This is a genomic window from Amycolatopsis sp. WAC 01376 (assembly GCF_003947415.1).
Classification (GTDB): domain Bacteria; phylum Actinomycetota; class Actinomycetes; order Mycobacteriales; family Pseudonocardiaceae; genus Amycolatopsis.
In genome coordinates, this window is record NZ_QHKL01000001.1 from 1,451,908 (window position 1) to 1,475,027 (window position 23,120).

Consider the following 23,120-nt stretch of genomic DNA (forward strand, 5'->3'; position numbering starts at 1 on the left):
CAGATTGCGCGAGAGGGTGGAGGGAGCTGACCGCTCCACCACCACGAACCAGGAGGCACCTGCGTGAGCTTGCCGACCACGAACAACGTGGGCATCCCCGTCGCGAGCGACAACGACTCGCTGACGGTGGGCGCCAACGGCCCGATCCTGCTCCAGGACCACTACCTGATCGAGAAGAACGCCCAGTTCAACCGGGAGCGCGTGCCGGAACGCGTCGTCCACGCCAAGGGCGGCGGCGCGCACGGGTTCCTCGAGGTCACCGAAGACGTCAGCCAGTTCACGAAGGCCGCGCTCTTCCAGCCGGGTGTGCGCACGGAGAGCCTGGCCCGCTTCTCGTCGGTCGCCGGCGAGAACGGCTCGCCCGACACGTGGCGCGACCCGCGCGGCTTCGCGGTGAAGTTCTACACCTCCGAGGGCAACTACGACCTCGTCGGCAACAACACCCCGGTGTTCTTCATCCGCGACCCGATCAAGTTCCCCGACTTCATCCACTCGCAGAAGCGCCGCGCCGACAACCACCTGCGCGACCACGACATCCAGTGGGACTTCTGGACGCTGCGGCCCGAGTCCGCGCACCAGGTCACCTGGCTGATGGGCGACCGCGGCATCCCGTCGAACTGGCGCGAGATGGACGGCTTCGGCTCGCACACCTATCTGTGGGAGAACGCCGGCGGCGAGAAGTTCTGGGTCAAGTACCACTTCAAGACCGACCAGGGCATCGGCTACCTGCCGCAGGCCGACGCCGACCGCATCGCGGGCGAGGACTCGGACTACTACATCCGCGACCTGTTCAAGAACATCAAGCAGGGCAACCACCCCAGCTGGACGTTGTACGTCCAGGTGATGCCGTACGCCGAAGCCGCGGACTACCGCTTCAACCCGTTCGACCTGACCAAGGTGTGGCCGAAGAGCGACTACCCGCTGATCAAGGTCGGTCGCTGGGTGCTCGACCGCAATCCGGCGAACTACTTCGCGGAGATCGAGCAGGCCGCGTTCGAGCCGTCCAACCTGGTGCCGGGCATCGGCCCGTCGCCGGACAAGATGCTGCAGGGCCGCCTGTTCGCGTACCCGGACGCCCACCGCTACCGGATCGGCGCGAACTACACGCAGCTGCCGGTCAACGCGCCGAAGTCCCCGGTCAACAGCTACTCGCGCGACGGCGCGATGCGCTACAACAACCCGGGCGACCCGGTGTACGCGCCGAACTCCTACGGCGGCCCGCACGCCAGCGCGGAGATCGCTTCCGAGACCGCGTCGGGCTACGGCGTCGAGGACGAGGTCATCCGGTCGGCGTACAAGCTCCACGCCGAGGACGACGACTTCGGCCAGCCGGGCACGCTCGTCCGCGAGGTGATGGACGACGAGCAGCGTGAGCGGCTCGCGAACAACATCATCGGCCACGCCTCGAACGACGTCTCGCGGCCGGTGCTCGAGCGCGTCTTCGAGTACTGGCGGAACGTCGACAAGGACCTCGGCGACAAGGTCGCGGACGCCTTCCGCGAGTGAAGAACCTCTCCTGGAGAGGCTGCTCCCACCACTGAACGCCCCCGGTGCAGGCACCGGGGGCGTTCCCATGTCCCCACTCGCATGTGAAACCAGAAGGTGGCGTGGCGTGCGTGGGGGACAACCCGAGTGGAGCAGTGCGACACGCCTGTCCGACGGAGTGATGAAGCGAAACGATCACCGTTTACACCGCTGTGGGTGAACGAACCGCACTACCGTGTCGATCGGTCACAGGTGGTCATAAAACCGCGGGAAAATGATGATCTTCAGGGGGAAGCACAAGATTTCGACGTTAATCAATTGCGGGGGTCTTCCCCTGGAATGAATCCGGCACGTAAGGGTTGGAAAACTGTCCTAACCGGTGATCGGGTGGTGTTCGGCCGATACGGCGGGTATCGATTTACCTCGTCAGGTCCCAGAGGCCAGGAGGTAAGGGAATGAAAGGCAACATTGCCCGGACGATTGCCGCGGTCGCCGCAGGCAGTCTGTTGGCGGTGGCCTCAGCCGGCGCCGCTACGGCTAGCACCGATGGTGGAAAGGGCTCGTCGAACACACAGGCGCTCGCCGCGCAGGTGCTGCAGATGCGAGACGGCCTCACCAAGGTGGCCTACGCCGGAGACGTCGCCAAGACGCGGGCGGACTTGGACAAGCTCAGCCCCGTCCTCGGCGACATCGCCGCGGGCAAGCGCTACCAGATCCAGACCGAGACCCAGAAGCTCGGCGACCTGGCACAGGGCCGTTCCGTCGAGACCGGCAGGCTGCTGGCCGACCCGACGGCCAAGGCCCGTCAGCTGCCGCCGTTGCCGGTGCCGATCCCGTCGCTTCCGGACCTGCCCGGACCGCTGAAGATCGTCAGTGACCTGGTGAAAGCCCTGCTCACGGCCGTGACCGGCATTCTTGCCGGGCTGCTCGGCGGACTCCCTGTCCCGCCGCTGCCGGTCCCACCCGTCCCGCTTCCCACGCCGTAGAGGAGACCGAAAATCGTCAGGGTTCGCCGTGCAGGGCGGCGGGCCACGATATGGGGGCCGGAGCCCGAGTGGGGACATTTCTCCTCACTCGGGCTCTGGCTTTCACTTCGGAGCGAGGCCCAGCCGCAGGGCTCCCGCCGCTTCGGCCGTCGCCTCGCGGAACCGCCGCCCGACGCCGAGGAAGTTGATGTACCCGTGGATCAGGTCCGGCTGGCGGCTGAGCGCCACCGGCACCCCGGCCTTCCGCAATTTCTCCGCGTAAGCCTCACCCTCGTCGCGCAGCGGGTCGAAACCGGCCGTCGCGATATACGCGGGCGGCAATCCGGAAACGTCGCCGTGCAGCGGTGACAGTTTCGGGTTGTACAGATCGGTGCCTTTCGGCACGTAATGGCCTTCGAACCAGGTCATATCCGTATCGGTGAGGAACAGGTCCTCCGCGAACAATTCCCGGGAGCGGCGGCGCACGGTGAAATCGGTCGCCGGATAGAACAGCAGCTGGAACGCCGGGACTCCGCCGCCGCGTTTCACCGCCTGCTGTGCCGTGACCGCCGCCAGGTTCCCGCCCGCGCTGTCGCCGCCGACGGCGATGCGCGCCGGGTCGGCGCCCAGGTCGCGTGCCTTCGCGAAGGCGTACTCGAACGCCGCGATCGCGTCTTCGGTGGCGCCGGGGAACCGCGTCTCCGGCGCGAGCCGGTACTCCACCGAAAGAACCCGCACTCCCGCCTGTTTCGCCAGGTAGCGGACGGTGTTGTCGTGCGAGGCGCGGCTGCCGACCACCCAGCCGCCGCCGTGGAAGAACACCAGCAGCCCGGACGGATCCGGCAGCCCGGCCGGTGTGTAGAGCGTGGCGGGCACGTCGCCGTCACCCGTCGGGATGAGCAGCTCCCGGGTGGCGACCGGTTCGATCGTCGGCCCGCTGACCAGATGCCTGCTGGCCAGGAGCATGCTGCGCGACTCTTCGACGCTTCCCCGCACCAGCGACGCCTTCGCCAGCTTCTGCAGGCGGAGCAGAAGCTGGGCGTCCAGCGCGAGTTCCTGTCCGTCGAGGCGGAGCGGCGGCCCGGCGATAGCCCTTCTGACCGGCTTCGGGAGCCAGAACGCCAGCTGCGAAAACGCGGCCTCGGCACGGATCTGGAGCGGTATCGCCATGCTTCCTCCTGGGGGCTTCCGGTCAGGTTACTTTCGAGTAGGTATGCCGTCCAGCGGGAACCGGCGCCATTGCGGCGAACGGGTGTGACGCAGACCTCCGTTCCAGATCCTGGTCCTCCACTTAAGTAGAGGGGTTAGCCTCGAAAGCGTGACTTCGACGAACGCGGTGCATGTCCTCGGTATCGGCGGCTCCCTGCGGGAGGGCTCGCAATCCGAGCGCGCGCTGCGCATCGCGCTCGGTAGCGCGGCCGAAGCGGGAGTCACCACCGAGCTGATCTCCGGTCCCGAGCTGGTGCTGCCGTTCTACGACACCGCGTTGGACGAACGACACGAGCGGGCCGTGCGCCTGGTCGAGGCGATCCGCCGCGCCGACGGGATCATCGTGGTCTCACCCGGCTACCACGGCGCGTTGTCCGGCCTGGTCAAGAACGCCCTGGATTACGTCGAAGACCTCCGTGACGACGCCCGGCCGTACCTCGACGGCCGCGCGGTCGGCCTCGCCGCCGTCGCGTTCGGCTGGCAGGCGGCGGTCACCACGCTGGAGCAGCTGCGCACGATCACGCACGCGCTGCGCGGCTGGGCCACCCCATTGGGTGGTTCCATCAACACCGCGGAGACCAAGTTCGACGAAGCGGGCGGCGCCTCGGACGAGAAGAGCGTCCGCACGCTTCGCCTGATCGGAACCCAGGTCGCCGAGTTCGCCCTGAGTCGCGCCGGTCACTAGCCGGTTTGCCTCCGTCATCGTCCGGGTAATTCCCGGACGTGATGCCTGCCATGGGGTGGCAAGGTTTCGCGGTTGCGGGACGTTGACACCGAAGAGACGCTCAACGGGGCGTGTCTTGAGACCAGGAGGTAGGCGAAGAATGGCTGAGGCTCTGTACACCGCTGTGGCCACCGCTCGCGGCGACGGCCGCAACGGTGAGGTCACGTCCTCTGACGGCGTCATCGACGAGTCGTTGGCGATCCCGAAGGAGATGGGCGGGCCGGGCGGGGACAAGACGAACCCCGAGCAGCTCTTCGCCGCCGGCTATTCCGCCTGCTTCCACTCCGCGTTGCAGCTCGTCGCGCGCCAGGCGAAGGTGACGCTGGACGGCTCCACCGTGACCGCCGAGGTCAGCGTGCTCAAGCAGGGCGAAGGCTTCGGTCTCGGTGTGGCGCTCAACGTTTCGCTGCCCGGCCTGGAGCAGGCGCAGGCCGATCAGCTCGTCGAGCAGGCGCACCAGGTGTGCCCCTACTCGAACGCGACCCGCGGCAACATCGAGGTCGCGCTGTCCGCGACGGTCTGATCCCGGCCGCGGCAGGTCCATTCCCGAACCGGCTAGTTTCTGAAAGGAAGACCGAATATGAGCAAGTCTCCGATCAAGAGTCCGCTGAGCGAAGCCGACAAGGAGATCACCGGTAACGCCTTGCAGGCCACGCTGGTCGATCTGGTGGATCTGTCGCTGATCGCGAAGCAGGCCCACTGGAACGTCGTCGGCGCGAACTTCCGCAGCGCGCACCTCCAGCTCGACGAGCTGGTCGCCACCGCGCGCCAGTACGTCGACGAGGTCGCCGAACGCGCCAACGCCATCGGCATCTCGCCGAACGGCCAGGCGAAGGTCGTCGTGGAGAGCTCCGGCCTGCCGGACTACCCCGACAACTGGCAGTCCGTCGAGGCCACGGTCGCCGCGATCGTCGACATCCTCGCCACGCTGATCGAGCGGCTGCGCAAGCGCATCGACGAGACCGACAAGAGCGACCTGGTCACCCAGGACCTGCTCATCGAGATCACCCAGGAGCTCGAGAAGGCGCACTGGATGTGGCAGGCGCAGCAGGCCTGACCCGCCGGTCCCGAATGCTATGAACGGACCGTTCCTTGCCAAATTTGCAAGGAACGGTCCGTTCATTGCACGTCGGGGGCGATCGAGGTGCCCCCGTCGGCGTCCCGGGCTACGTTCGGTCCATGGTGCTGCACAAGGGGAAAGCGACCGATCCGGATCGCCAGGGCGGAGCCAACCCGCTGCACGCCGGCGCGTACCCCGCGCTCGCCGCGAGCATCCGCCTCCCGCACGACAGCCTCGCCGAAGACTCCCTGCCGCCCGACACCGCGCTCCAGCTCGTGCGCGACGAGCTGATGCTCGACGGCAACGCCCGCCTCAACCTCGCCACGTTCGTCACCACCTGGATGGAGCCGCAGGCCCGCGAGCTGATGGCCGAATGCGTCGACAAGAACATGATCGACAAGGACGAGTACCCGCAGACCGCGGAACTCGAGCGGCGCTGCGTGAACATCCTCGCCGACCTGTGGCACGCGCCCGATCCCACCGCGATCATGGGCTGTTCCACGACCGGTTCGTCGGAAGCCTGCATGCTCGCCGGGATGGCGTTGAAACGCCGGTGGTCGAAACTGGGGCGTACCGGCAAACCGAATCTGGTGATGGGCGCGAACGTCCAGGTCTGCTGGGAGAAGTTCTGCGAATACTGGGAGGTCGAGCCGCGGCTGGTGCCGATGGACGGCGACCGCTTCCATCTCACCGCGGACGAGGCGATCACCCGGTGCGACGAGAACACCATCGGCGTCGTCGCGATCCTCGGGTCCACCTTCGACGGCAGTTACGAGCCTGTCGCCGAGATCGCGGCCGCGCTCGACGGCTTGGCGGAACGCTCCGGCTGGGACATCCCGGTGCACGTCGACGGCGCTTCCGGCGCGATGATCGCGCCGTTCCTCGACCTCGAGCTGACCTGGGACTTCCGCCTGCCGAGGGTGGCGTCGATCAACACTTCCGGGCACAAGTACGGGCTGGTCTACCCCGGCGTCGGCTGGGTGGTGTGGCGCGACAAGGCCGCGCTGCCGGAGGAGCTCGTCTTCAACGTCAACTACCTCGGTGGCGACATGCCGACTTTCGCGCTGAACTTCTCGCGCCCCGGCGCCGAGGTGGCCGCGCAGTACTACACGTTCGTCCGGCTCGGCCGTGAAGGTTTCCGTGCCGTGCAACAGGCTTCACGCGACGTGGCGACCCAGCTCGCGGACGGGATCGCCGAGCTCGGACCGTTCGAACTGTTGACGCGAGGTGATCAGCTGCCCGTGTTCGCCTTCACGACGAAGGCGGACGTCGAGAGCTTCGACGTCTTCGACGTGTCGCGGCGGCTTCGCGAGCGTGGCTGGCTCGTCCCGGCGTACACGTTCCCGGCGCACCGGACCGATCTCGCGGTGCTGAGGATCGTGGTGCGCAACGGTTTCACGCACGACCTCGCCGATCTGCTGCTCGCCGACCTCCGGCGTCTGCTACCCGAGCTCGATCACGGCCCGCGACCGCGGACCGCGTTCCATCACTGAGCCGGGTGCCCTGCGTCACGCCGGATTTCCCCTGGCTCTACCGGCGCGTAACGTCGGGGGCTATGGGAGTCGCCGGAGACGAACGTCGTGCGTTGAGCGAGCTTTTCGAAGAGGTCGGCCCGGACGCGCCGACCCTGTGCACGGGCTGGAAGACGCGGGATCTCGCGGCGCATCTGCTGGTCCGCGAGCGGCGGCCCGACGCGGGGCCCGGCATCCTGGTCCCGGCGCTGGCGTCGTACACGCAGCGGGTGCAGGACTCCTACGCCGCGCAGCCCTGGTCCGAGGTCGTCGGCAAGGTCCGGTCCGGCCCAGCCTGGTTCTGGCCGACGTCGATCGGCGCGCTCGACGAACTGGTGAACGGCCCGGAATTCCTGGTGCACCACGAGGACGTCCGCCGAGGGCAGCCCGGCTGGGAGCCGCGTCCGGCCGAACCCGCGCGGGACGCGGCGGCGTGGAAATCGGCGAAGCAGGCCTCGAAGCTGAACCTGCGGAAATCACCGGTCGGCGTGATCCTGAAGACCCCCGAAGGCCGCGAAGCGCCGGTGAAGGAAGGTCCGGACACGGTGACCGTGATCGGCGCACCGATCGAGCTGCTGCTGTTCGTCTTCGGCCGCGACGCCGTCCGCCTCACCTTCGAGGGTGACGCCTACGCGGTGGACAGGCTCCGGAAGCACGACCGCGGCCTTTAGAGTTCCGCCCATGCCGATGATCAGCGTCTCCATGTTCCCCGGCCGCACGGCCGAGCAGAAGCAGGCCCTCGTACGCGAGGTGACCGATGCCTTCGTCCGCACCTGCGGTGGCAAGCCCGAAGGCGTCTGGGTGACGCTCAACGAGATCCCCGCCGAACACTGGGCGGCAGGCGGGACGCTCTTGTCCGAACGCTGACCCGCTCGCCGAGTGCTATGAACGGACCGTTCCTTGCAAAATTTGCAAGGAACGGTCCGTTCATAGCACGTCAGCGAAGCCCGACCGCCCGCAGCGCGAAGAACACCTCGATCGCGGTCTGCTTGACCGTCTCGGCGATCACCAGCGACCCGTGGCCCGCGTCGAACCGGTAGAACTCGAACGGGATCTCCCGCTTCGCGAGCCTGTCGAGGTAGTTCTCGACCTGCCGGATCGGGCACCGCGGGTCGTTGTCCCCGGCGAGCACCAGCACCGGCGCCGTCACGGCCTCGACGTAGGTGATCGGCGAGCATTCCCGGTACACCGCCGGCACCGTCTCCGGCGAACCGCCGAACAGCGCCCGGTCGAAGGAGCGGAGCTGCTCCATCTCGTCCTCGTACGCGGCGACGTAGTCCGCGACGGGCACCCCGGCGATCCCCGCCGCCCAGCGCGCCGGCTGGGTGCCCAGTGCCAGAAGGCTCAGGTAACCGCCCCACGAAGCGCCGTTCACCACGCATTTGGCCGGATCGGCGAGTCCACTTTGGACAGCCCAGTCGTGGACGGCGGCGACGTCTTCGAGCTCGGTCAGGCCTGGACGTCCTTCGATGGCGTCACGCCAGGCCGAGCCGTAGCCGGTCGAACCACGGTAGTTGACTTCGACGACGGCGAATCCCGCGTCGAGCCAGACGGCGCGGTACGCGGAAAACCGGTCCTCGTCGGCCGAATGCGGCCCGCCGTGCAAGGAGAAGACCGTCGGAAGCGGACCTTCGGGCGCGTCGGCCGGACGTGAGACCAGTGCGTGGATCTGCCCGCCGATCCCTTCGACGAACGCGTCGGTGACCGGGGCCGATTCCGGAGCCCGATCGCCCGGCGGTTCGAGGAGTACCGAGTCCGCGCCGTCCGACGTCCGCGCGCGCACCGCCGTCGGCTGCGCGGCACTGGACCACGAGTACTCGACGGTGCCGTCCGGTCGCACGCCCGCGCCGCCGATCCTGCCCGGCGGTGTGTCCAAAGAGGACAATTCGCCGCTCGCGAGGTCGTACCGGTGAAGGGAACTGCGGCCTTGGTGGAAGTGGACGACCAGCAGCGCTCGCGCGTCCGGATACCAGCCCGCGACCACTTCGCCGGGCAGATCGAGCTCGATCTCCCGTTCGGTGTCCGCGGCGGTGTCCCAGATCAGGAGTTCTTCGCGGCCGCGCCGTTCGTGCAGCACCAGCAACCGCTGATCGCCCGCGACCGGCGAGAACTCGAGCGCGCCGAGGCCCTTGCCCTCGCCGTCCCACTTGTCGGCGACCGCGGTGAAGCCGTCGGTCGACAGGACGCGCAGCGCGGGGTGTCGTGAATCACCGTGCTCGGAATGGGAGATCGCGAGCAGCGACTCGTCGCGGGACAGCGAGGCGATGCCCGCGTCGTCCTCGTGCTTGTAGAAACTGGTGGTCTTGCCGTCGATATGGGCGAAAAGTTCGCTCCCGTCGTCGGTCGAGACGCCGACGGCGACCACGTTGGTGCCGATCTCGAGACCGGCGGGGTAGCCGTCGTGGACGTCCGGCACCGCTCGCTCGGCGGCGGCACCCGGCGCGAACGGTTCGCGGACCCAGGAACCGAATTCGTCACCGTCGGTGTCGTCGAACCACCAGATCCAGCGGCCGTCGGGGGACGGGGTGGCGTGCATGGTGCCGTTGGGTCGGTCGGTGACTCGGCGGTGCTCGCCGGTCGATCGGTCCCAGGAATAGACCTCCCAAACGCCGCTGGCGTTGGAGACGTAGATGTTCGCGTCGGGGGCGTCGATGGCCCACTCGGGGACCGAAATGCGCGGCGCTCGGAAGCGGGCCCGCCACCTGGCCTCGGCTTCGGCGTCGTCGAACAGGCGGTCCGGGACCGCCGCGGACGGATATTCAGTGCCTGGCTGCGTGCTCACCCCTCGATCCTGCCACTCCGGAGCCGTACTGTGTGCGGGGTGCTGGAGGGAAACCCGCCGCGCGCCGCGGTGTCCGCGCGGTTCGCGCGCCAGGCGGTCGAACGGGCCGTGTTCGCGCAACCGCTGTTCGGGCCGGGGATGGGATGCGTCGACGTCGGCTGCGGGCCGGGATCGATCACCCTCGGTATCGGCAACGGGCACAGAAAGTCCACAGTGGACTTTCTGGTTGGCGACGCGTGCGCGTTGCCGTTCGCCGACGCTTCGGTGGATGTGGCCTTCGCGCACGCCGTCTTCGAGCATCTGCGAGAGCCGGGTGCCGCGCTGGCGGAGATCCGGCGGGTCCTCAAACCCGGCGGAGCCCTCGCACTGTCCACATCGGACTGGAGTCGCGCGCGGCTGCGGCCGAAGACGGCGAACGTCGACGCCGCCCTTCGCGGGCACTATCTGTTGTGCCGCCGCGCCGGCGGTGACCCGTTCGCCGGACGCTCGTTGCCCGCCGCGGTCACGGCCGCCGGTTTCACCGACGTGCGAACGAAAACCCGTTACCGCACGGACACGACGTACCGGGCGCTGGCGACGTACGTGGAGGGGCGTCTGGTGACGGCGCTGGAAACCGCGACGACCCCGGATCGCGACCAACTCGCTTCGGCCGCCCGCTCGGCCTGGTCCTGGGCGCGCTCCGGCGATGGGGACTTCGCGCAATGCTGGACCGAACTCCTCGCCACCCGCTGAGGTCATTCGGTGTCCCCAATGCCGCATTGGGGACACTCAGCGTCTCAAATGAGGCATTGGGAACCCTTGTGCTTCGGCGGCTCTCGGTTGTCCACACCCGACCACCGTTGTGGACAACCAGCCCCGCCACCCCCTCTTTCGCCCGGTCCCGACGGCCCCCGGCGATACGCTGGACCCGGGGTCGCCCCCCTGGGAGTGGCGGGGGCTGCGCGGGGTTGTTTTCTCGGGGTGGGTAGGGCGGGGGTGTGTCCTGAAGGGGGCCTTTGGGACGTTGAGCGTCTTGAAGGGGACCTTCGGGGCATGCGCGGTCTCCGCGGAGGACTTCGTGCTGCCCCCAATGTGGCATTGGGGGCCCTCGGTGTCCCCAATGCCACATTGGGGGCATCGAACTCCTGCCGCGCGGCAAAAGCGGGGCCTGTAACGCGAAAGAGCCCTGCTCGCCGAAGCGAGCAAGGCTCTTCCGATCCAACGTCGGGGTGGCGGGATTCGAACCCACGACCTCCTCGACCCGAACGAGGCACGCTACCAAGCTGCGCCACACCCCGGATACTTCTTAGCGGGTCGAGGAGAAGTTTAGCGGACGGTGTTTCGGGCCTTGCGGGGGGCTGCGTTCCGGTGATTACCGCTGGTCGTGCCCCGTGGCACGAGGGTCAGCAGGCTCGCCTCGGGCGGGCAGGCGAAGCGGGCGGGGGCGTACGGGGAGGTGCCCAGTCCGGCGGAGACGTGGAGCCACATCTGGGCGCCCCAGCGGGACGCGCCGCGGGCGCGGGTGCGGTCGAGTTCGCAGTTGGTGACGAGCGCGCCGTAGCCCGGGATCCGGAGCTGGCCGCCGTGTGTGTGCCCGGCGAGGACGAGGTCGTAGCCGTCGCCCGCGAAATCGTCGAGCACGCGGGGTTCCGGCGAGTGCGTGACGCCGATGCGGACGGCCGCCGCGGTGTCCACCGGGCCGGCGATGTCGGCGTAGCGGTCGCGGCGGAGGTGCGCGTCGTCGACGCCGGCGGTGAACACGTACTGGTCGGCGACCTCGATGGTGCGGCGGACGTGGGTGAGGTCGTGCCAGCCGTGTTCGACGAAGGCCGCGCGGAGGTCGCGCCACGGCAGGTGCTCGCCGTGGATCCGCTTCTTCTTGCCCTTCGGCATGAGGTAGCGCGCGGGGTTCTTCGGCTTCGGCGCGTAGTAGTCGTTGCTGCCGAAGATGAACACGCCGGGCCGCTCGAGCAGGGGGCCGAGTGCGCGCAGCACGGACGGCACGGCCTGCTGATGTGACAGGTTGTCACCGGTGTTGACGACGAGGTCCGGTTCGAGTTCGTCGAGCGCCGCTACCCAGCGTTGCTTGCTCACATGGCCGGGAAGCATGTGCAGGTCCGAGATGTGGAGGATCGTGAAGGGCTTCGCCCCTGCCGCGAGGACCGGGAGCTCCGCGGTGCGAAGCGTCCACCGGCGCCTTTCGATTCCGACCGCGTAACCGAGGGTCGCGGCTCCCAGGGCGACGGTTCCCACGGCCAAGCGCCGTACCGTCGCCCCCGAAGTGCTTTCGTTACTGAGCGTGCTCACAATGTCCAGTTTACGTGCTCGTCGGTGGTGATCGTCCGCCCCCATTCCGGCGATCTCGGTAAATCGCTGGAATGGCCTCTTTTCTTCACCTTCCGTGGTCGGCACGGGGTCTGGCGATCAGTCGACATGATCCCGTCGGCCGTTGTTCCCCGTTAAGCCGCCAGCCGCTCACTCAAAGTTAGATTCACGTGACTCATCGTGATTTGCGCTGGTGAACGCGGTCAGCGTCCGCCGCCCATGTACTTCGGATCCGGCTGCGGCAGCGGCAGCGCTTCCTGGCCTTCGAGGATCTTCGACATCGCCCCGAACCAGGTCTGCGCCGGCGTCTTCCCGCCGAACATGTTTTCGCAGCCGCGAGTGGTCACGTTACCCGGGCCGAGGTAGCACAGGCCGCCGTTTCCACCCTTCGGACGGAACACCATCGCCGCGCCCGCGAGCTGCGGAGTGGCCCCGAGGTACGTTCCCGAGCCGTTGCTCTGGGTGGTCCCGGTCTTGCCCATCACCGGCCGGTTCCACCGGGCGCCGCTCGCGGCGCCTGCCGACGTCCCGCCGGGCTGGCTGTCCCTGCTCATGCCGACCGCGAGGGTGTTGGCGAGCCCTTCGGGCACCACCTGCTCGCAAGCGGCTTCCTTGACGGGCACCGGCTTTCCGTCCCGGTCGGTGACACCGGCCAGCGGGGTCGGCGGGCACCAGACGCCACCGCTCATGATCGTGGCGCCGACGTTCGCCAGTTCCAGACCGCTCAGCGGGGCCGGGCCGAGGGTGAACGAGGCGTTCCCTGGCCAGCCGGGCCGCGGGCCGAAGGCCTGAAGCTGGCTGGTGTTGGCGCCGGGATTGTCGGACTTGGGGTCGACGGCGCCACCGCCGAGGTTGCTGGCCATGGTGTCGCGCATGCCGAGCTTGCGAGCCATTTCCACGATCGGCCCCGTGCTCCCGACCTTCTCTTCGAGGGCCACGAACGCCGTGTTCGGCGAAGTCGCCAGCGCCTGCTGCATCGACATCGTGCCGCCCGCCGGGTTGTAGTCACCCGCGTTGCCGAGGCAGTACCAGCGGGACCGCATCGGAGGTCCGGTCGGGCCGCATTTGGGGCCACCACCGGCGAACACGTGGGAGGTGTAGAAGTCGGGCACGGGAAGGGGACTGTTGATCCCGGCCACACCCGCTTCCAGCGCCGCGGCGGCGGTGAAGACCTTGTACGCGGAGCCCGCGCCGCCTGTGTTGTAGACACCAGAAGGCAACGCGAAGGTCGTCTGTCCCTGGTCTTCGTGAAGTCCGTAGTCACGGTTCGCCGCCAGCGCCACGACTTCGTGTCGTTGCTTGCCCGGCTTCACCAGCGAGAGCGTGTTCGCGACGTTGTCCTGCGTCTTCTTGACCTGGGCTTCGGCCGACATCTTGGCTTCGTGGTTCGCCCGTTCGTCCAAAGTGGTCTTGATCTGGTAGCCGCCGGTGTAGAGATCGTCCTTCGTCATACCGTTCTTGAGGAGATAGTCCTCGACGTACTGGCAGAAGAAACCGTTCTCCGGACCGGCGCCGGTGCAGTTCGACGCGGGCTTCTGCGGTCCGCCTTCGACGACGCCGAGCGGCTCGGCCTTGAAGCGTTCCGCGTCCGCCTTCGCGAGCTTCTGGTTGTCGACCATGCGGTCCAGCACCAGGTTGCGGCGCTCGGTCGCCTTCGCCGGGCTCTTCCACGGGTCGTTGACGACCGGGTTGTTCACCAGACCGGCCAGCAACGCCGCCTGCGGCACCGTGAGCTTCTCGACGGGCGTGTTGAAGTACGCGTTCGCGGCCGCGCCGACGCCGTAGATCTCGCGCGAGAATTCGACGACGTTCAGGTAGCCGGTCAGGATCTGCATCTTGTTCAGCTTGGTTTCCAGCTGGATCGCGATCCGGGCTTCCTTCAGTTTCCGGGCGACCGACTGTTCCTGTGCGCGCTTCTGTCCCGGCTTGTCGTCCCGGTAGACGACGTTGATCAGGTAGTTCTTGACGTACTGCTGGGTCAGCGTCGAGGCGCCCTGCGTGTCCCCGCCGGTGCTGTTGCTGACCGCGGCGCGCAGCGTGCCCTTCCAGTCCACCCCGTTGTGCTCGTAGAAGCGCTTGTCCTCGACCGAGATCAGCGCCCACTTCATGGCGTCGTTGATCTGGGTCTCGGTCGTCGGGATGCGGAACTGCTTGTACAGCGTCGCGATCTGCTTGCCGGTGTTGTCGGTGATCGTCGTCACCAGTGGCGGCGGAATGTCCGCAAGGTCCGAAGACGTCTTGTCGACGGTCTCGCTCGCCTGGTTCGACAGCACCCCCGCGGCACCCGCCACCGGGAACAACATCCCCGCGACCAGCACCCCCGCGAGCACACAAAGGCCAATGAGCTTCAGCAGACCGTCCGTTTTGCGCACGCGGACCAGGGTACGCGGAACCCGTTAGCCCACCGTGACGTCACCTCGCTGTGGGTGGGGTTTTGATTACGAAATCGACCCCATGCGGTGACGGCTGGTAACGGGAGGCATTCTAGGGCTTGGCGGGGGGAACCGAGGGCCCCTACAGTCCGTCAACGTCTCACGTATGAAAAAGCCGACAGACGGGTGAGTGCGAGCGGCAGTCGCATTCGACCGAACGGAGGCACCGGCACCGGGGAGGTGTCGGCTCAACCGACGTGAGCACACAGGGAGACACGCTCATGGGGGCAGGAGCGCAGGCTTTTCGTCCTCCCGTGGTGTGTCGAACACCAGGGTAGGGAGCTGGGGGTATGGAAACCAACCAGTCGAGCTGGCGAGTCAATGCGTCGTGCCGCGACACCGATCCGGACGGCTTGTTCGTCCGGGGGGCGGAACAGAACCGGGCCAAGGCGGTCTGCCTCGGTTGCCCGGTCAGGACGGAATGCCTCGCCGAGGCGCTCGATGGCCGGATCAACTTCGGCATCTGGGGAGGTATGACCGAACGGGAACGGCGGGCGCTGCTGCGGCGGCGGCCGGACGTGACCAGCTGGGCAGACCTGCTTGAAGCGGCAAAGCGCAGTTTCACCGGGATCGACGAAGAGGAAGACGTACGCGTCCGAGTCTCGTGATCATGATTCCGTGAAGGACCTCTTCCCTGAGTCCAAGGTAGGGAAGGGGTCCTTCACGGAAACTCAGGACTGGGTGGCGAGGCGAACGCCGATGTCGCGCAGGCCTTCGAGATCGTGCACGTCACTGGGGAGCGCGGGCACCCGCACCAGCGGGACCTCGGGATGCGCCCGCGTGAACCTGGCGAGCAGCCGCGTCTCTCGATCGGCCAGCGCGACACGGTCCGCGTGCAGGCGAAGGACGGCTTCGGCCAGCGGCGCGCCGGCCTCGCCTTTCGCCAGTTGCTCGGCGGCGGCGACGGCCTCGGGGCCGGACAACGGCGCGAGCACCGGATGCGTCCGGTTCGCGACCAGCCCGGCCAGCGGCATGCTCTCTTCCGAGAGCCGCTCCACGAAGTAGGACGCCTCGCGCAGCGCGTCCGGCTCCGGCGCGGCCACCACCAGGAACGACGTCCCGCCGGACCGCAGCAGTTCGGAGGTCTTGCGCGCGCGTTCGCGGAAGCCGCCGAACATGCTGTCGAAGGCCTGCATGAACGCCGAAGCGTCGGTCAGGAGCTGGCCGCCGATGATCGTCGAGACGGCCTTCGCGAACATCGAGAACCCGGCGTTGACGACCTTGCGCAGGCCCCAGCCGCCGGCCTTCGCCGGCCCGGTGAGCAGCCGGATCATCCGGCCGTCGAGCGCGCTGGAAAGCCGGGTCGGCGCGTCGAGGAAGTCCAGCGCGGACCGGCTCGGCGGCGTGTCGACGATGATCAGATCCCATTCGTCGGTGGCCGCGAGCTGCCCCAGTTTCTCCATCGCCATGTACTCCTGCGTACCGGAGAAAGACGTGGAAATGGTCTGGTAGAAGGGGTTCTGCAGCAGCTGCTCGGCGCGTTCCGGGCCGGCGTGCACGCGCACCATGTCGTCGAAGGTGCGGCGCATGTCGAGCATCATCGCCCAGAGTTCGCCCTTGGGCTCGAAGCCCTCGACCTGCACCTGCTTCGGGTGATTGCCCAGTTCGCGCAGGCCGAGCGCCTGCGCCAGCCGCCGGGCCGGGTCGATGGTGAGCACCACCGTCTGCCGCCCGCGTTCGGCCGCGCGCAACGCCAGCGCCGCCGCGGTCGTCGTCTTGCCGACCCCGCCGGATCCGCAGCACACGATGACCCGGCTCTCCGGATCGTCGATGAGCTTGTCGATCTCCAGGACGTCCGACATCAGCGCACCCCCTGCTCGGTCAGCGCCTCGGCGAGGTCGTAGAGCGCGGCGACGTCGACCCCGTCGGTCAGGTCCGGCAGTTCGAGGCCCGGCAGATCGGCTTCGGCCAGTTGCTCGCGGGCGCGTTGTTCGGCCGCGACCCGCACGGCGTGCTCGACGGTCTCCTCGACCAGCGCGTCGAGGGTGCTGTCGGGCAGGTTCAACCCGGCCGACGCGAGCCCGGCGCGGACGCGCGAGGCGTCGACGCGGCCGTCCGCGGCGGCGGTCACCGAACGGGCGGGCAGCCGCGGCGGGCGGACCCGGTTCACCAGCACCGCGCCGGGGCGCAGATCCGCGCCGTCGAGTTCGGCGACCGCTTCGACGGTCTCTCGAACGGGCATCTCTTCCAGCAGCGTCACCAGGTGGATGGCCGTCTCGCCGGAATGCAGCAGCCGGACGACGCCGTCGGCCTGGCCGCGGATCGGGCCGGTCTTGGCGAGGTCGGTCAGCGCCTTGGTGACGTCGAGGAACTTCACGACCCGGCCGGTGGGCGGCGAGTCGACGACGACGGCGTCGTAGGTGTGGCGGCCGTCCGATTCGGTGCGGCCGACGCATTCCTTGATCTTCCCGGTGAGCAGGACGTCACGCAGACCCGGCGCGAGCGTGGTCGCGAACTCGATCGCGCCCATCCGCCGCAGCGTCCGCCCGGCGAAGCCGAGGTTGTAGAACATCTCGAAGTACTCGAGGAGCGCGGCCTCGACGTCGATGTGCAGGGCGCGCAGCTCCCCGCCGCCGGGGACGGCCGCGATGCGCTGCTCGGCGTACGGCAGCGGCTCGGTGTCGAAGAGCTGGGCGATGCCCTGGCGGCCTTCGACCTCGATCAGCAGCACGCGGCGCCCGCCCTTGGCGAGGGCGAGGCCCAGCGAGGCGGCGAGCGTCGTCTTGCCCGTCCCGCCCTTACCGGTGACGAAATGCAGCCTGGCTCTCGCGAGTTCGTCGGTCCAGCCGGCAAGGGATGTGCTCACCGGTCCCACCCTAATTGAGCGATCAGCTCGCCAGCATCATGACGCCGAGCGCAGCCGCGACCAGTCCGACGATGGCCCAGGTCAGGACCGCGGGCAGCACCGTGAGCATCACCACACCGAGCAGCAGGAGGACCACGAAGGCCACCGCGCCGGTGATCGCGACCGTCGCCGAGCTGTCCGTGCGGTCCCGTGCCTTCGCCATCAGGACCAGCACCAGCGGCAGCCCGGCCGCGGCGAGCAGGACGGTCGCGACCACGCGCCAGGTCTCCACGGGCCCACCGTAGCGCCGTCATACGCGTGATTGAGCGCGTAACTCGCGTGATCGAGGGCGTAACTCGCGTGATTGGGCGGGTCAGCTCCCGATGGGGGTGGCGGGAACGCAGGGGACCGGTTTCGCGTGCGCCGGGTCCAGCGCGTTGAGGACGTGCCCGGCGGCGTTGCGGTCGGCGGCGACGCCGGCGTGCTCGGCCAGGTCCAGCAGGCAGCCGTCCTGCAGGACGATGTTCTTCACGTTCGGGCCCTTGCCCATGCCGCTCGTGTACGGGACGACGGCCTCGTCGTAGCGGGTCATGATGTTCGTGTAGGTCACACCCGGCTGGAAGACGCCGTTGCCCGACCGCAGGTTCGTGAGGAACTCCGAGCCGCGCAGGAACTGGCGGCAAGAGCCGCACAACGGGTCGAGGATGCCGTTGAAGCCGGTCGCGAGTCCCAGCGCGCCGGCGAGCGCGTACAGATGCGAGGCGCCGAACAGGGTCGTGCCCTCCCAAAGCGGCGTCAGGCTGACGTACTTGTCCACTTTGGACGCTCCGCCGAGGAACTTCACGTAATAGGAAGGCATCAGCGTTCCCTCGGAATGCCCGAGGAGGTCCACCTTGGACGCCCCGGTCGCGCCGAGCACCTTGTCGACGAACGCCGAAAGTTCCTTCGCGCTCTGCTCCATCGGCAGGAGTCCGCCGGGCTGGTAGATCGGCAGCGGTTTCCCGGGAACGCCGTAGGTCAAGGAGAAGACGCAGTACCCCTTGTTCTTGAGCAGCGGGCTGAACGTCTGCCAGTTCACCGTCTGGTTGGCGCTGAGACCGTGGGTGAGCACCACCGGATTCGGATGGGCCTCGCTGGGACGGCAGTCGAAGTCGTTCGCGCCGGGTGGTGGGCCGCCAGGATTCGCCGCCTGCGCGGGCAGTGCCGCGGCGAGTGTCCACGGGACGGGGAGTTCCTCCTCCGCGATCGCCGGTGAAGCGCAGATCAGGGCAAGGGCCGCGGCCAGGAAAGTGGCGGCGAGGGACTTCGTCGTCCGCATGTCGGCGTCCTATCTACTCCCGAGTAGGTGTGAAGTGAACCACATCGACGGGAAATCGGCGAACCGGTCGCGAGAGGGTTTTCCGCATGTGTGTCGGGCGCCCTTGCCGGTTTGGCTACGCTCCCGGGCATGAGCGCCACCAAGTGGGAGTACGCGACCGTCCCCCTGTTGATCCACGCCACCAAGCAGATCCTCGACCAGTGGGGCGAGGACGGCTGGGAGCTCGTCACCGTGCTCCCGAACCCGACCGGCGAACAGCACGTCGCCTACCTCAAACGAGCCAAGAACTGAGGGATTGAAGCCATGACCTGGAGCGATCGACTCGCCGAGCTCGGTATCGAACTGCCGGCCGTCGCCGCGCCGCTGGCGGCCTACGTGCCCGCCGTCCGCACCGGTTCGCACGTCTACACGGCCGGGCAGCTGCCCTTCGTCAAGGGCGAGCTCGAAGCGACCGGCAAGGTCGGCGCCGAGGTCAGTCCCGAAGAGGCGAAGCAGTACGCGCGGACGTCGATCCTGAACGCCCTCGCCGCGGTCGACTCGGTCGCCGGGATCGACAACGTGGTCCGGGTGGTCAAGGTCGTCGGGTTCGTGGCGTCCGCGGAGGGCTTCACCGGCCAGCCCGCGGTGATCAACGGGGCGTCCGAGCTGCTCGGCGAGGTCTTCGGCGAGGCGGGCATCCACGCCCGGTCGGCCGTCGGCGTCGCCGAGCTGCCGATCGGGGCGCCGGTCGAGATCGAACTGATCGTGGAGGTGAAGTGATGGACCCGGACATCGAGAAGTCCTCGCACGAGCTCCTGCTCCGGCTGGCCGGACGGCTGCCGGACCAGCTCCTGTGGCGGTTCCGTGACTGGCTGGGCGAAGGCGCGATGGGGACGCTCGCGCGAACCCTGCCGAGGTCTTTGCTTAAGCACAGGATCGACCTCGATCAAACCGAATATCGCCTGCTAGTCGCCGGGCTCATTCCTCACGGGGCCGACTGGCATCAGGTGAGTTCCACCCTGGGGGTAGACGACGTCACCGAGACCAGGTACACATTCACGCAGAGTGCGCCCGAATGGGTGAACTCCGTCGACTCTGTGTCCGTATTGATCCACGCGACGTTGCGGGGACGGCCGGATGTGGGTGAAGTGCGGCAAAGCTGGCGACACCTCGGTGTGGTCGGCGAGGGTGGGGCGAAACGAGTCCTCCTGGTCACGGCGCTGAACGGGCTGCCGAGGCTGACCGGTGAACTGCAGCGCGTCCTGCGCGTGCTGGGTGACGAGGAGCCCGGCGTCGAGGTTCTGCCGCCGAGCATCGACCTCACCGGCTATCACCGCACCGCGCTCGCCAACTCCGAGCTCGTCTGTGTGGGTGCGGTGGACACCGGAAGTCGGCTGGTCGCCGCTTAACGCTCGCTCCACCAGGCGAGCCGGGAGGGAGCAGAGCAATGGTGGAGGTCCACGACGGCCCGCCCATGGACGGGTTCTCGGTGCCCCTGCGCCTGCACAACCTGTTACTGGCCTTGGCGGGTCGTATCGACGACAGTGCTTTGACCGAAGCGCGTGAGCTGATCGCGCGTGCGCACATCGACGAAGCGGTGGAGCTCACCACCGGCACCCTGATCGCGGGGAAGATCCCGGTGAGCTCGTCCGAACAACGCGAACTCGCCCTCGTCCTCGAGATGAGCCGGTCCGACGCCACCTTGGCGAACGACCTGCTGGTCGTCGAGGAGGACGAGCCGGTGCTCACCCACCGGTTCACCGGCGAGAACCAGCCCGAATTCGGCCTCGCCGAGGCGCTCGACCGCACCCTCCAGGTGCTGCCGGACGTCCGGTCGGTGCACGCGGTGTGGCGGAACACGCCCGCCGGCAGCGTGCCCGGTGCGTTGCCGCAGCGGGTCGTCCTGGTCGAGATCGGCCCGGATGGCAACCCGCCCGCGGTCGCGTTCCGCGTGGACACCGCGCTTCGCCGCGCGGGCATCCGTTCGGTCGTCGAGGTCGCGGGACCCGGCGTCGCACGGTCCGCGTACCACCAGGCCGCTTCGTCGGCCGCGAGTCCTGTCTGGGTCACCGGGAGTACCCATTCCAGTGACTTTCGGTCCGAGCCGGTGACTCCGCCGCCCGCTCCCGCCCCGGCTCCCGAGCCGGTCAAGGAGCAGCCGAGCAGGCACGGGCTGCGGCCGGTCAGCAGCAGCACGCACGAACCGGTCGAGCCGATCGCGCCGGTGGTGCCGATCGTGCAGGCGCCCGCACCGGCGACGCCTGCTCCGGAGACGGCGCCGCCGCGCAAATCGCGGGCGGAGACCCGCGCCGAGCGCACGGCCGACCTGACCCCGGCCGAAGTGGCGCAGCTGCGCCAGGCGCTCAAGGAGGACCCGGAAAAGGGCCGCGAGATCGCCACGGGCAAGCCGAGCATGCACGAGGTCGTCGAGCTGCCCGCTCTCGACCTCGACGACCCCAGCCTGAGCGAGCGCGACCGCGCTCTCCTGCGCGAGCTGCACGCCGAGCTCGCCGAACGGGAGCGCGCCGAAGCGGCGAAGATCCGGCTGAACGGCGCTTCGCGCAGCAGCGGCTCTAGCTGGTCCTGACGAGCTCTGAGCATTTCGTCCTCTGGATGCGGTGGTTGCACGCGCAACTACCGCATCCAGAGGACGAATTGCGATGTTAGGTTGCTGGTGTGGCTGAAGAACTGACATTCGACATCCCGGTGGGGGCCGGGGTGGGCACCCGGGCCAACGCCGACGGCGAGCCGGTGACGCCCAAGGACGCGGCGACCGTGATCCTCCTCCGCGACGGCGCCGACGGCGTCGAGGTCTTCCTGCAGCATCGGGTGAAGGGCATGCCGTTCGCGGGCGGGATGACCGTCTTCCCCGGCGGTGGCGTGGATTCCCGCGATGTCGACACCTCGGTGAGCTGGGCGGGCCCGGAGCCCGCTTGGTGGGCGGGACGCTTCGGTTGCGACGAATCGCTGGCCCGCGCCCTCGTGTGCGCGGCCGTGCGGGAGACGTTCGAGGAGTCGGGCGTACTGCTCGCGAGCACCGGGGACACCGTCGTCACCGACACGACGCCCTACCACGACGCCCGCGAAAAGCTGGTCTCCCGAGAGCTCTCGCTCGCCGCGTTCCTCGAGGCGAACGGCCTGACGCTGCGCGCGGATCTCCTTCGCCCGTGGGCGAACTGGGTCACCCCGCCGCAGGAACCGCGCCGCTACGACACCTGCTTCTTCGTCGCCGTGCTGCCCGAGGGGCAAGACGCGGACAGCGCCACCTCCGAAGCCGTCAGCTCCGGCTGGCAGCGGCCCGAAGAGGCCATCGCCGACGCCAAGGAAGGGCGCCGCATGCTCATGCCTCCGACCTGGATCACCCTCGCGGAACTGGCCGAATTCGACTCGGCGGCCGCGGCTCAGGCCGTCGAACGCGAGATCTCGAAGATCATGCCGACGCTGGTGCGCGACGGCGACAAGGTCCGCGTCATCCTGGACCCGGCGTGAGCGCCCCCGCGTACGGCGTGCTGCGCCAGGTCACGCCGACGGCTTCCGTGCTGCTGGAGCACAACCCGTCCTCGATGACGTTGGAGGGCACCAATTCCTGGGTGCTGCGCGGCTCCGGCGCGTCCGGTTCCGTGGTCGTCGACCCCGGCCACGAGGACGTCGAGCACCTGACGCTGCTGGCGGAGACCGGCGCCGTCGAGCTGATCGTCCTGACCCACCACCACCCCGACCACGCCGAGGGTGCGCCCTGGTTCGCCGACCGCGTCGGCGCACCGGTGCGGGCCTTCGACGAGTCGCTCTGCGTCGGCGGGAAGTCCCTTGTGGACGGTGAAGTGATCGAGGCGGGCGGCGTCCGGCTGTCGGTGCTGCACACGCCAGGACACACCGGCGACTCGATCTGCCTGGTGTCCGACGGGCAGATCCTCACCGGTGACACCATCCTCGGCCGCGGCACCACCGTGCTGCACGACCTCGGCGACTACCTGCGCTCGCTGCGGAAACTCATCGAGCTGCCCGGCGGCACCATCGGCCTGCCGGGCCACGGCCCGGAACTGCCCGATCTGGCCGCGACCGCGCGCGAATACCTGGCGCACCGGGAAGAACGGCTCGACCAGGTACGTTCGGCCTTGGAGACGCTCGGCGCCGACGCCACACCGCGCCAAGTCGTCGAGGTCGTCTACGCCGATGTCGACAAGGCTCTGTGGGCGCCCGCGGAGTGGAGTGTGCAGGCACAGTTGGACTACCTGAGGTCGGAGGACGGCGAATGAGTGACGTCGAGGTCGAGTTCTACTGGCGGCCCGGATGCGGGTTCTGCGCCGCGTTGGAGCGGCCGCTGTCGAAGAGCGGCTTCACCGTGAAGCGGGTCAACATCTGGGAGGACCCGGACGCCGCCGCGCGGGTGCGTTCGGTGGCGAACGGGAACGAGGTCGTGCCGACGGTCTTCGTGGGCTCGAAGGCGATGGTGAACCCTTCATTCGGTGAGATCGAGGCCGCTGTGAAGGCTGCTTCCGCCTGAGTCGCCAAATGCTATGAACGGTCCGTTACTTGCAAATTTTGCAAGTAACGGACCGTTCATAG

Annotated in this window: 25 protein-coding genes and 1 tRNA gene; 17 read left to right on the forward strand and 9 right to left on the reverse strand. The window is 68.4% G+C overall.

Going from position 1 to position 23,120, the window contains the following annotated elements; translation table 11 throughout:
* Nucleotides 1–63 precede the first annotated feature (63 nt).
* On the forward strand, nt 64–1,506 hold the full coding sequence (locus DMH03_RS06965) for a catalase (RefSeq protein ID WP_125791102.1): 1,443 nt from the start codon (nt 64–66) through the stop codon (nt 1,504–1,506).
* A 434-nt stretch (nt 1,507–1,940) separates the two neighbouring features.
* Nucleotides 1,941–2,471, forward strand: a complete 531-nt coding sequence (locus DMH03_RS06970; RefSeq protein ID WP_125791103.1) for a hypothetical protein — start codon at nt 1,941–1,943, stop codon at nt 2,469–2,471.
* Between the two features lie 102 nt (nt 2,472–2,573).
* Here DMH03_RS06970 and DMH03_RS06975 read toward each other — a convergent pair whose 3' ends face one another.
* Nucleotides 2,574–3,620 (reverse strand): alpha/beta hydrolase, encoded by a 1,047-nt coding sequence (locus DMH03_RS06975; RefSeq protein WP_125791104.1) that lies wholly within the window; start codon nt 3,618–3,620, stop codon nt 2,574–2,576.
* 148 nt (nt 3,621–3,768) lie between these two features.
* Between DMH03_RS06975 and DMH03_RS06980 the strand changes: the two genes are divergently transcribed.
* From DMH03_RS06980 to DMH03_RS07005, 6 genes are all read left to right on the forward strand, one after another.
* Nucleotides 3,769–4,344 (forward strand): NADPH-dependent FMN reductase, encoded by a 576-nt coding sequence (locus DMH03_RS06980; protein WP_125791105.1) that lies wholly within the window; start codon nt 3,769–3,771, stop codon nt 4,342–4,344.
* A 139-nt stretch (nt 4,345–4,483) separates the two neighbouring features.
* A complete protein-coding gene (locus DMH03_RS06985) occupies nt 4,484–4,906 on the forward strand; it encodes an organic hydroperoxide resistance protein (protein ID WP_125791106.1) in 423 nt (140 codons plus the stop codon).
* A gap of 57 nt (nt 4,907–4,963) precedes the next feature.
* Entirely contained in the window at nt 4,964–5,440 is a 477-nt protein-coding gene (locus DMH03_RS06990) for a Dps family protein (RefSeq protein WP_125791107.1), read from the forward strand.
* A gap of 122 nt (nt 5,441–5,562) precedes the next feature.
* The gene (locus DMH03_RS06995; protein ID WP_125791108.1) at nt 5,563–6,936 is read left to right on the forward strand and encodes a glutamate decarboxylase; all 1,374 of its coding nucleotides are present in this window, start codon (nt 5,563–5,565) and stop codon (nt 6,934–6,936) included.
* A 62-nt stretch (nt 6,937–6,998) separates the two neighbouring features.
* Nucleotides 6,999–7,625, forward strand: coding sequence for a TIGR03085 family metal-binding protein (locus tag DMH03_RS07000; RefSeq protein WP_125791109.1), 627 nt, complete (start codon nt 6,999–7,001; stop codon nt 7,623–7,625).
* 10 nt (nt 7,626–7,635) lie between these two features.
* The gene (locus DMH03_RS07005; RefSeq protein ID WP_125791110.1) at nt 7,636–7,821 is read left to right on the forward strand and encodes a 2-hydroxymuconate tautomerase; all 186 of its coding nucleotides are present in this window, start codon (nt 7,636–7,638) and stop codon (nt 7,819–7,821) included.
* Nucleotides 7,822–7,891: 70 nt separating this feature from the next.
* On the opposite strand, the gene DMH03_RS07010 is transcribed toward DMH03_RS07005, so the two are convergent.
* Nucleotides 7,892–9,736, reverse strand: a complete 1,845-nt coding sequence (locus tag DMH03_RS07010; RefSeq protein ID WP_125791111.1) for a prolyl oligopeptidase family serine peptidase — start codon at nt 9,734–9,736, stop codon at nt 7,892–7,894.
* Between the two features lie 39 nt (nt 9,737–9,775).
* Between DMH03_RS07010 and DMH03_RS07015 the strand changes: the two genes are divergently transcribed.
* A complete protein-coding gene (locus tag DMH03_RS07015) occupies nt 9,776–10,468 on the forward strand; it encodes a methyltransferase domain-containing protein (RefSeq protein ID WP_125791112.1) in 693 nt (230 codons plus the stop codon).
* A gap of 471 nt (nt 10,469–10,939) precedes the next feature.
* Here DMH03_RS07015 and DMH03_RS07020 read toward each other — a convergent pair.
* From DMH03_RS07020 to DMH03_RS07030, 3 genes are all read right to left on the reverse strand, one after another.
* Nucleotides 10,940–11,013, reverse strand: a tRNA-Pro gene (locus DMH03_RS07020).
* 28 nt (nt 11,014–11,041) lie between these two features.
* Nucleotides 11,042–11,968 (reverse strand): metallophosphoesterase, encoded by a 927-nt coding sequence (locus tag DMH03_RS07025; protein WP_199748770.1) that lies wholly within the window; start codon nt 11,966–11,968, stop codon nt 11,042–11,044.
* 275 nt (nt 11,969–12,243) lie between these two features.
* Entirely contained in the window at nt 12,244–14,412 is a 2,169-nt protein-coding gene (locus tag DMH03_RS07030; protein WP_125791114.1) for a transglycosylase domain-containing protein, read from the reverse strand.
* A gap of 350 nt (nt 14,413–14,762) precedes the next feature.
* On the opposite strand from DMH03_RS07030, the gene DMH03_RS07035 reads away from it, so the two are divergent.
* Nucleotides 14,763–15,080, forward strand: a complete 318-nt coding sequence (locus tag DMH03_RS07035; protein ID WP_020632155.1) for a WhiB family transcriptional regulator — start codon at nt 14,763–14,765, stop codon at nt 15,078–15,080.
* A gap of 63 nt (nt 15,081–15,143) precedes the next feature.
* Here the strand turns inward: DMH03_RS07035 and DMH03_RS07040 are convergent, their stop codons facing one another.
* The 4 genes from DMH03_RS07040 to DMH03_RS07055 all read right to left on the reverse strand — a co-directional run bounded on the left by DMH03_RS07040 (nt 15,144) and on the right by DMH03_RS07055 (nt 18,575).
* Nucleotides 15,144–16,274 (reverse strand): ArsA family ATPase, encoded by a 1,131-nt coding sequence (locus tag DMH03_RS07040; RefSeq protein WP_125791115.1) that lies wholly within the window; start codon nt 16,272–16,274, stop codon nt 15,144–15,146.
* The gene (locus tag DMH03_RS07045) at nt 16,274–17,278 is read right to left on the reverse strand and encodes an ArsA-related P-loop ATPase (protein WP_125791116.1); all 1,005 of its coding nucleotides are present in this window, start codon (nt 17,276–17,278) and stop codon (nt 16,274–16,276) included. Before DMH03_RS07045 ends, DMH03_RS07040 begins: the two co-directional genes overlap by 1 nt.
* Nucleotides 17,279–17,300: 22 nt before the next feature.
* Nucleotides 17,301–17,549: a hypothetical protein gene (locus tag DMH03_RS07050; RefSeq protein ID WP_125791117.1), complete on the reverse strand. Its 249-nt coding sequence runs from the start codon at nt 17,547–17,549 to the stop codon at nt 17,301–17,303.
* 81 nt (nt 17,550–17,630) lie between these two features.
* Nucleotides 17,631–18,575, reverse strand: coding sequence for a triacylglycerol lipase (locus DMH03_RS07055; RefSeq protein WP_125791118.1), 945 nt, complete (start codon nt 18,573–18,575; stop codon nt 17,631–17,633).
* A 129-nt stretch (nt 18,576–18,704) separates the two neighbouring features.
* On the opposite strand from DMH03_RS07055, the gene DMH03_RS07060 reads away from it, so the two are divergent.
* The 7 genes from DMH03_RS07060 to DMH03_RS07090 all read left to right on the forward strand — a co-directional run bounded on the left by DMH03_RS07060 (nt 18,705) and on the right by DMH03_RS07090 (nt 23,058).
* On the forward strand, nt 18,705–18,866 hold the full coding sequence (locus DMH03_RS07060) for a DUF4177 domain-containing protein (RefSeq protein ID WP_005166970.1): 162 nt from the start codon (nt 18,705–18,707) through the stop codon (nt 18,864–18,866).
* 12 nt (nt 18,867–18,878) lie between these two features.
* The gene (locus DMH03_RS07065; RefSeq protein WP_125791119.1) at nt 18,879–19,334 is read left to right on the forward strand and encodes a RidA family protein; all 456 of its coding nucleotides are present in this window, start codon (nt 18,879–18,881) and stop codon (nt 19,332–19,334) included.
* A complete protein-coding gene (locus DMH03_RS07070; RefSeq protein WP_037318589.1) occupies nt 19,334–19,963 on the forward strand; it encodes a hypothetical protein in 630 nt (209 codons plus the stop codon). The genes DMH03_RS07065 and DMH03_RS07070 overlap by 1 nt, the downstream gene beginning before the upstream one ends.
* A gap of 38 nt (nt 19,964–20,001) precedes the next feature.
* Nucleotides 20,002–21,141, forward strand: coding sequence for a hypothetical protein (locus tag DMH03_RS07075; protein WP_125791120.1), 1,140 nt, complete (start codon nt 20,002–20,004; stop codon nt 21,139–21,141).
* 89 nt (nt 21,142–21,230) lie between these two features.
* Nucleotides 21,231–22,043: an NUDIX domain-containing protein gene (locus DMH03_RS07080; protein ID WP_125791121.1), complete on the forward strand. Its 813-nt coding sequence runs from the start codon at nt 21,231–21,233 to the stop codon at nt 22,041–22,043.
* Nucleotides 22,040–22,810, forward strand: a complete 771-nt coding sequence (locus tag DMH03_RS07085; RefSeq protein ID WP_125791122.1) for an MBL fold metallo-hydrolase — start codon at nt 22,040–22,042, stop codon at nt 22,808–22,810. Before DMH03_RS07080 ends, DMH03_RS07085 begins: the two co-directional genes overlap by 4 nt.
* Nucleotides 22,807–23,058 carry a glutaredoxin domain-containing protein gene (locus DMH03_RS07090; protein WP_125779656.1) on the forward strand — a complete coding sequence of 84 codons (252 nt, stop codon included), beginning with the start codon at nt 22,807–22,809 and terminating at the stop codon, nt 23,056–23,058. The genes DMH03_RS07085 and DMH03_RS07090 overlap by 4 nt, the downstream gene beginning before the upstream one ends.
* Nucleotides 23,059–23,120 lie beyond the last annotated feature (62 nt).

Coding starts and splice junctions, on each gene's coding strand:
- DMH03_RS06970 (WP_125791103.1), top strand. CDS start 1,941: ATGAAAGGCAACATTGCCCGGACGATTGCCGCGGTCGCCGCAGGCAGT.
- DMH03_RS06975 (WP_125791104.1), bottom strand. CDS start 3,620: ATGGCGATACCGCTCCAGATCCGTGCCGAGGCCGCGTTTTCGCAGCTG.
- DMH03_RS06985 (WP_125791106.1), top strand. CDS start 4,484: ATGGCTGAGGCTCTGTACACCGCTGTGGCCACCGCTCGCGGCGACGGC.
- DMH03_RS06990 (WP_125791107.1), top strand. CDS start 4,964: ATGAGCAAGTCTCCGATCAAGAGTCCGCTGAGCGAAGCCGACAAGGAG.
- DMH03_RS06995 (WP_125791108.1), top strand. CDS start 5,563: ATGGTGCTGCACAAGGGGAAAGCGACCGATCCGGATCGCCAGGGCGGA.
- DMH03_RS07000 (WP_125791109.1), top strand. CDS start 6,999: ATGGGAGTCGCCGGAGACGAACGTCGTGCGTTGAGCGAGCTTTTCGAA.
- DMH03_RS07005 (WP_125791110.1), top strand. CDS start 7,636: ATGCCGATGATCAGCGTCTCCATGTTCCCCGGCCGCACGGCCGAGCAG.
- DMH03_RS07035 (WP_020632155.1), top strand. CDS start 14,763: ATGGAAACCAACCAGTCGAGCTGGCGAGTCAATGCGTCGTGCCGCGAC.
- DMH03_RS07040 (WP_125791115.1), bottom strand. CDS start 16,274: ATGTCGGACGTCCTGGAGATCGACAAGCTCATCGACGATCCGGAGAGC.
- DMH03_RS07055 (WP_125791118.1), bottom strand. CDS start 18,575: ATGCGGACGACGAAGTCCCTCGCCGCCACTTTCCTGGCCGCGGCCCTT.
- DMH03_RS07060 (WP_005166970.1), top strand. CDS start 18,705: ATGAGCGCCACCAAGTGGGAGTACGCGACCGTCCCCCTGTTGATCCAC.
- DMH03_RS07065 (WP_125791119.1), top strand. CDS start 18,879: ATGACCTGGAGCGATCGACTCGCCGAGCTCGGTATCGAACTGCCGGCC.
- DMH03_RS07070 (WP_037318589.1), top strand. CDS start 19,334: ATGGACCCGGACATCGAGAAGTCCTCGCACGAGCTCCTGCTCCGGCTG.
- DMH03_RS07075 (WP_125791120.1), top strand. CDS start 20,002: ATGGTGGAGGTCCACGACGGCCCGCCCATGGACGGGTTCTCGGTGCCC.
- DMH03_RS07090 (WP_125779656.1), top strand. CDS start 22,807: ATGAGTGACGTCGAGGTCGAGTTCTACTGGCGGCCCGGATGCGGGTTC.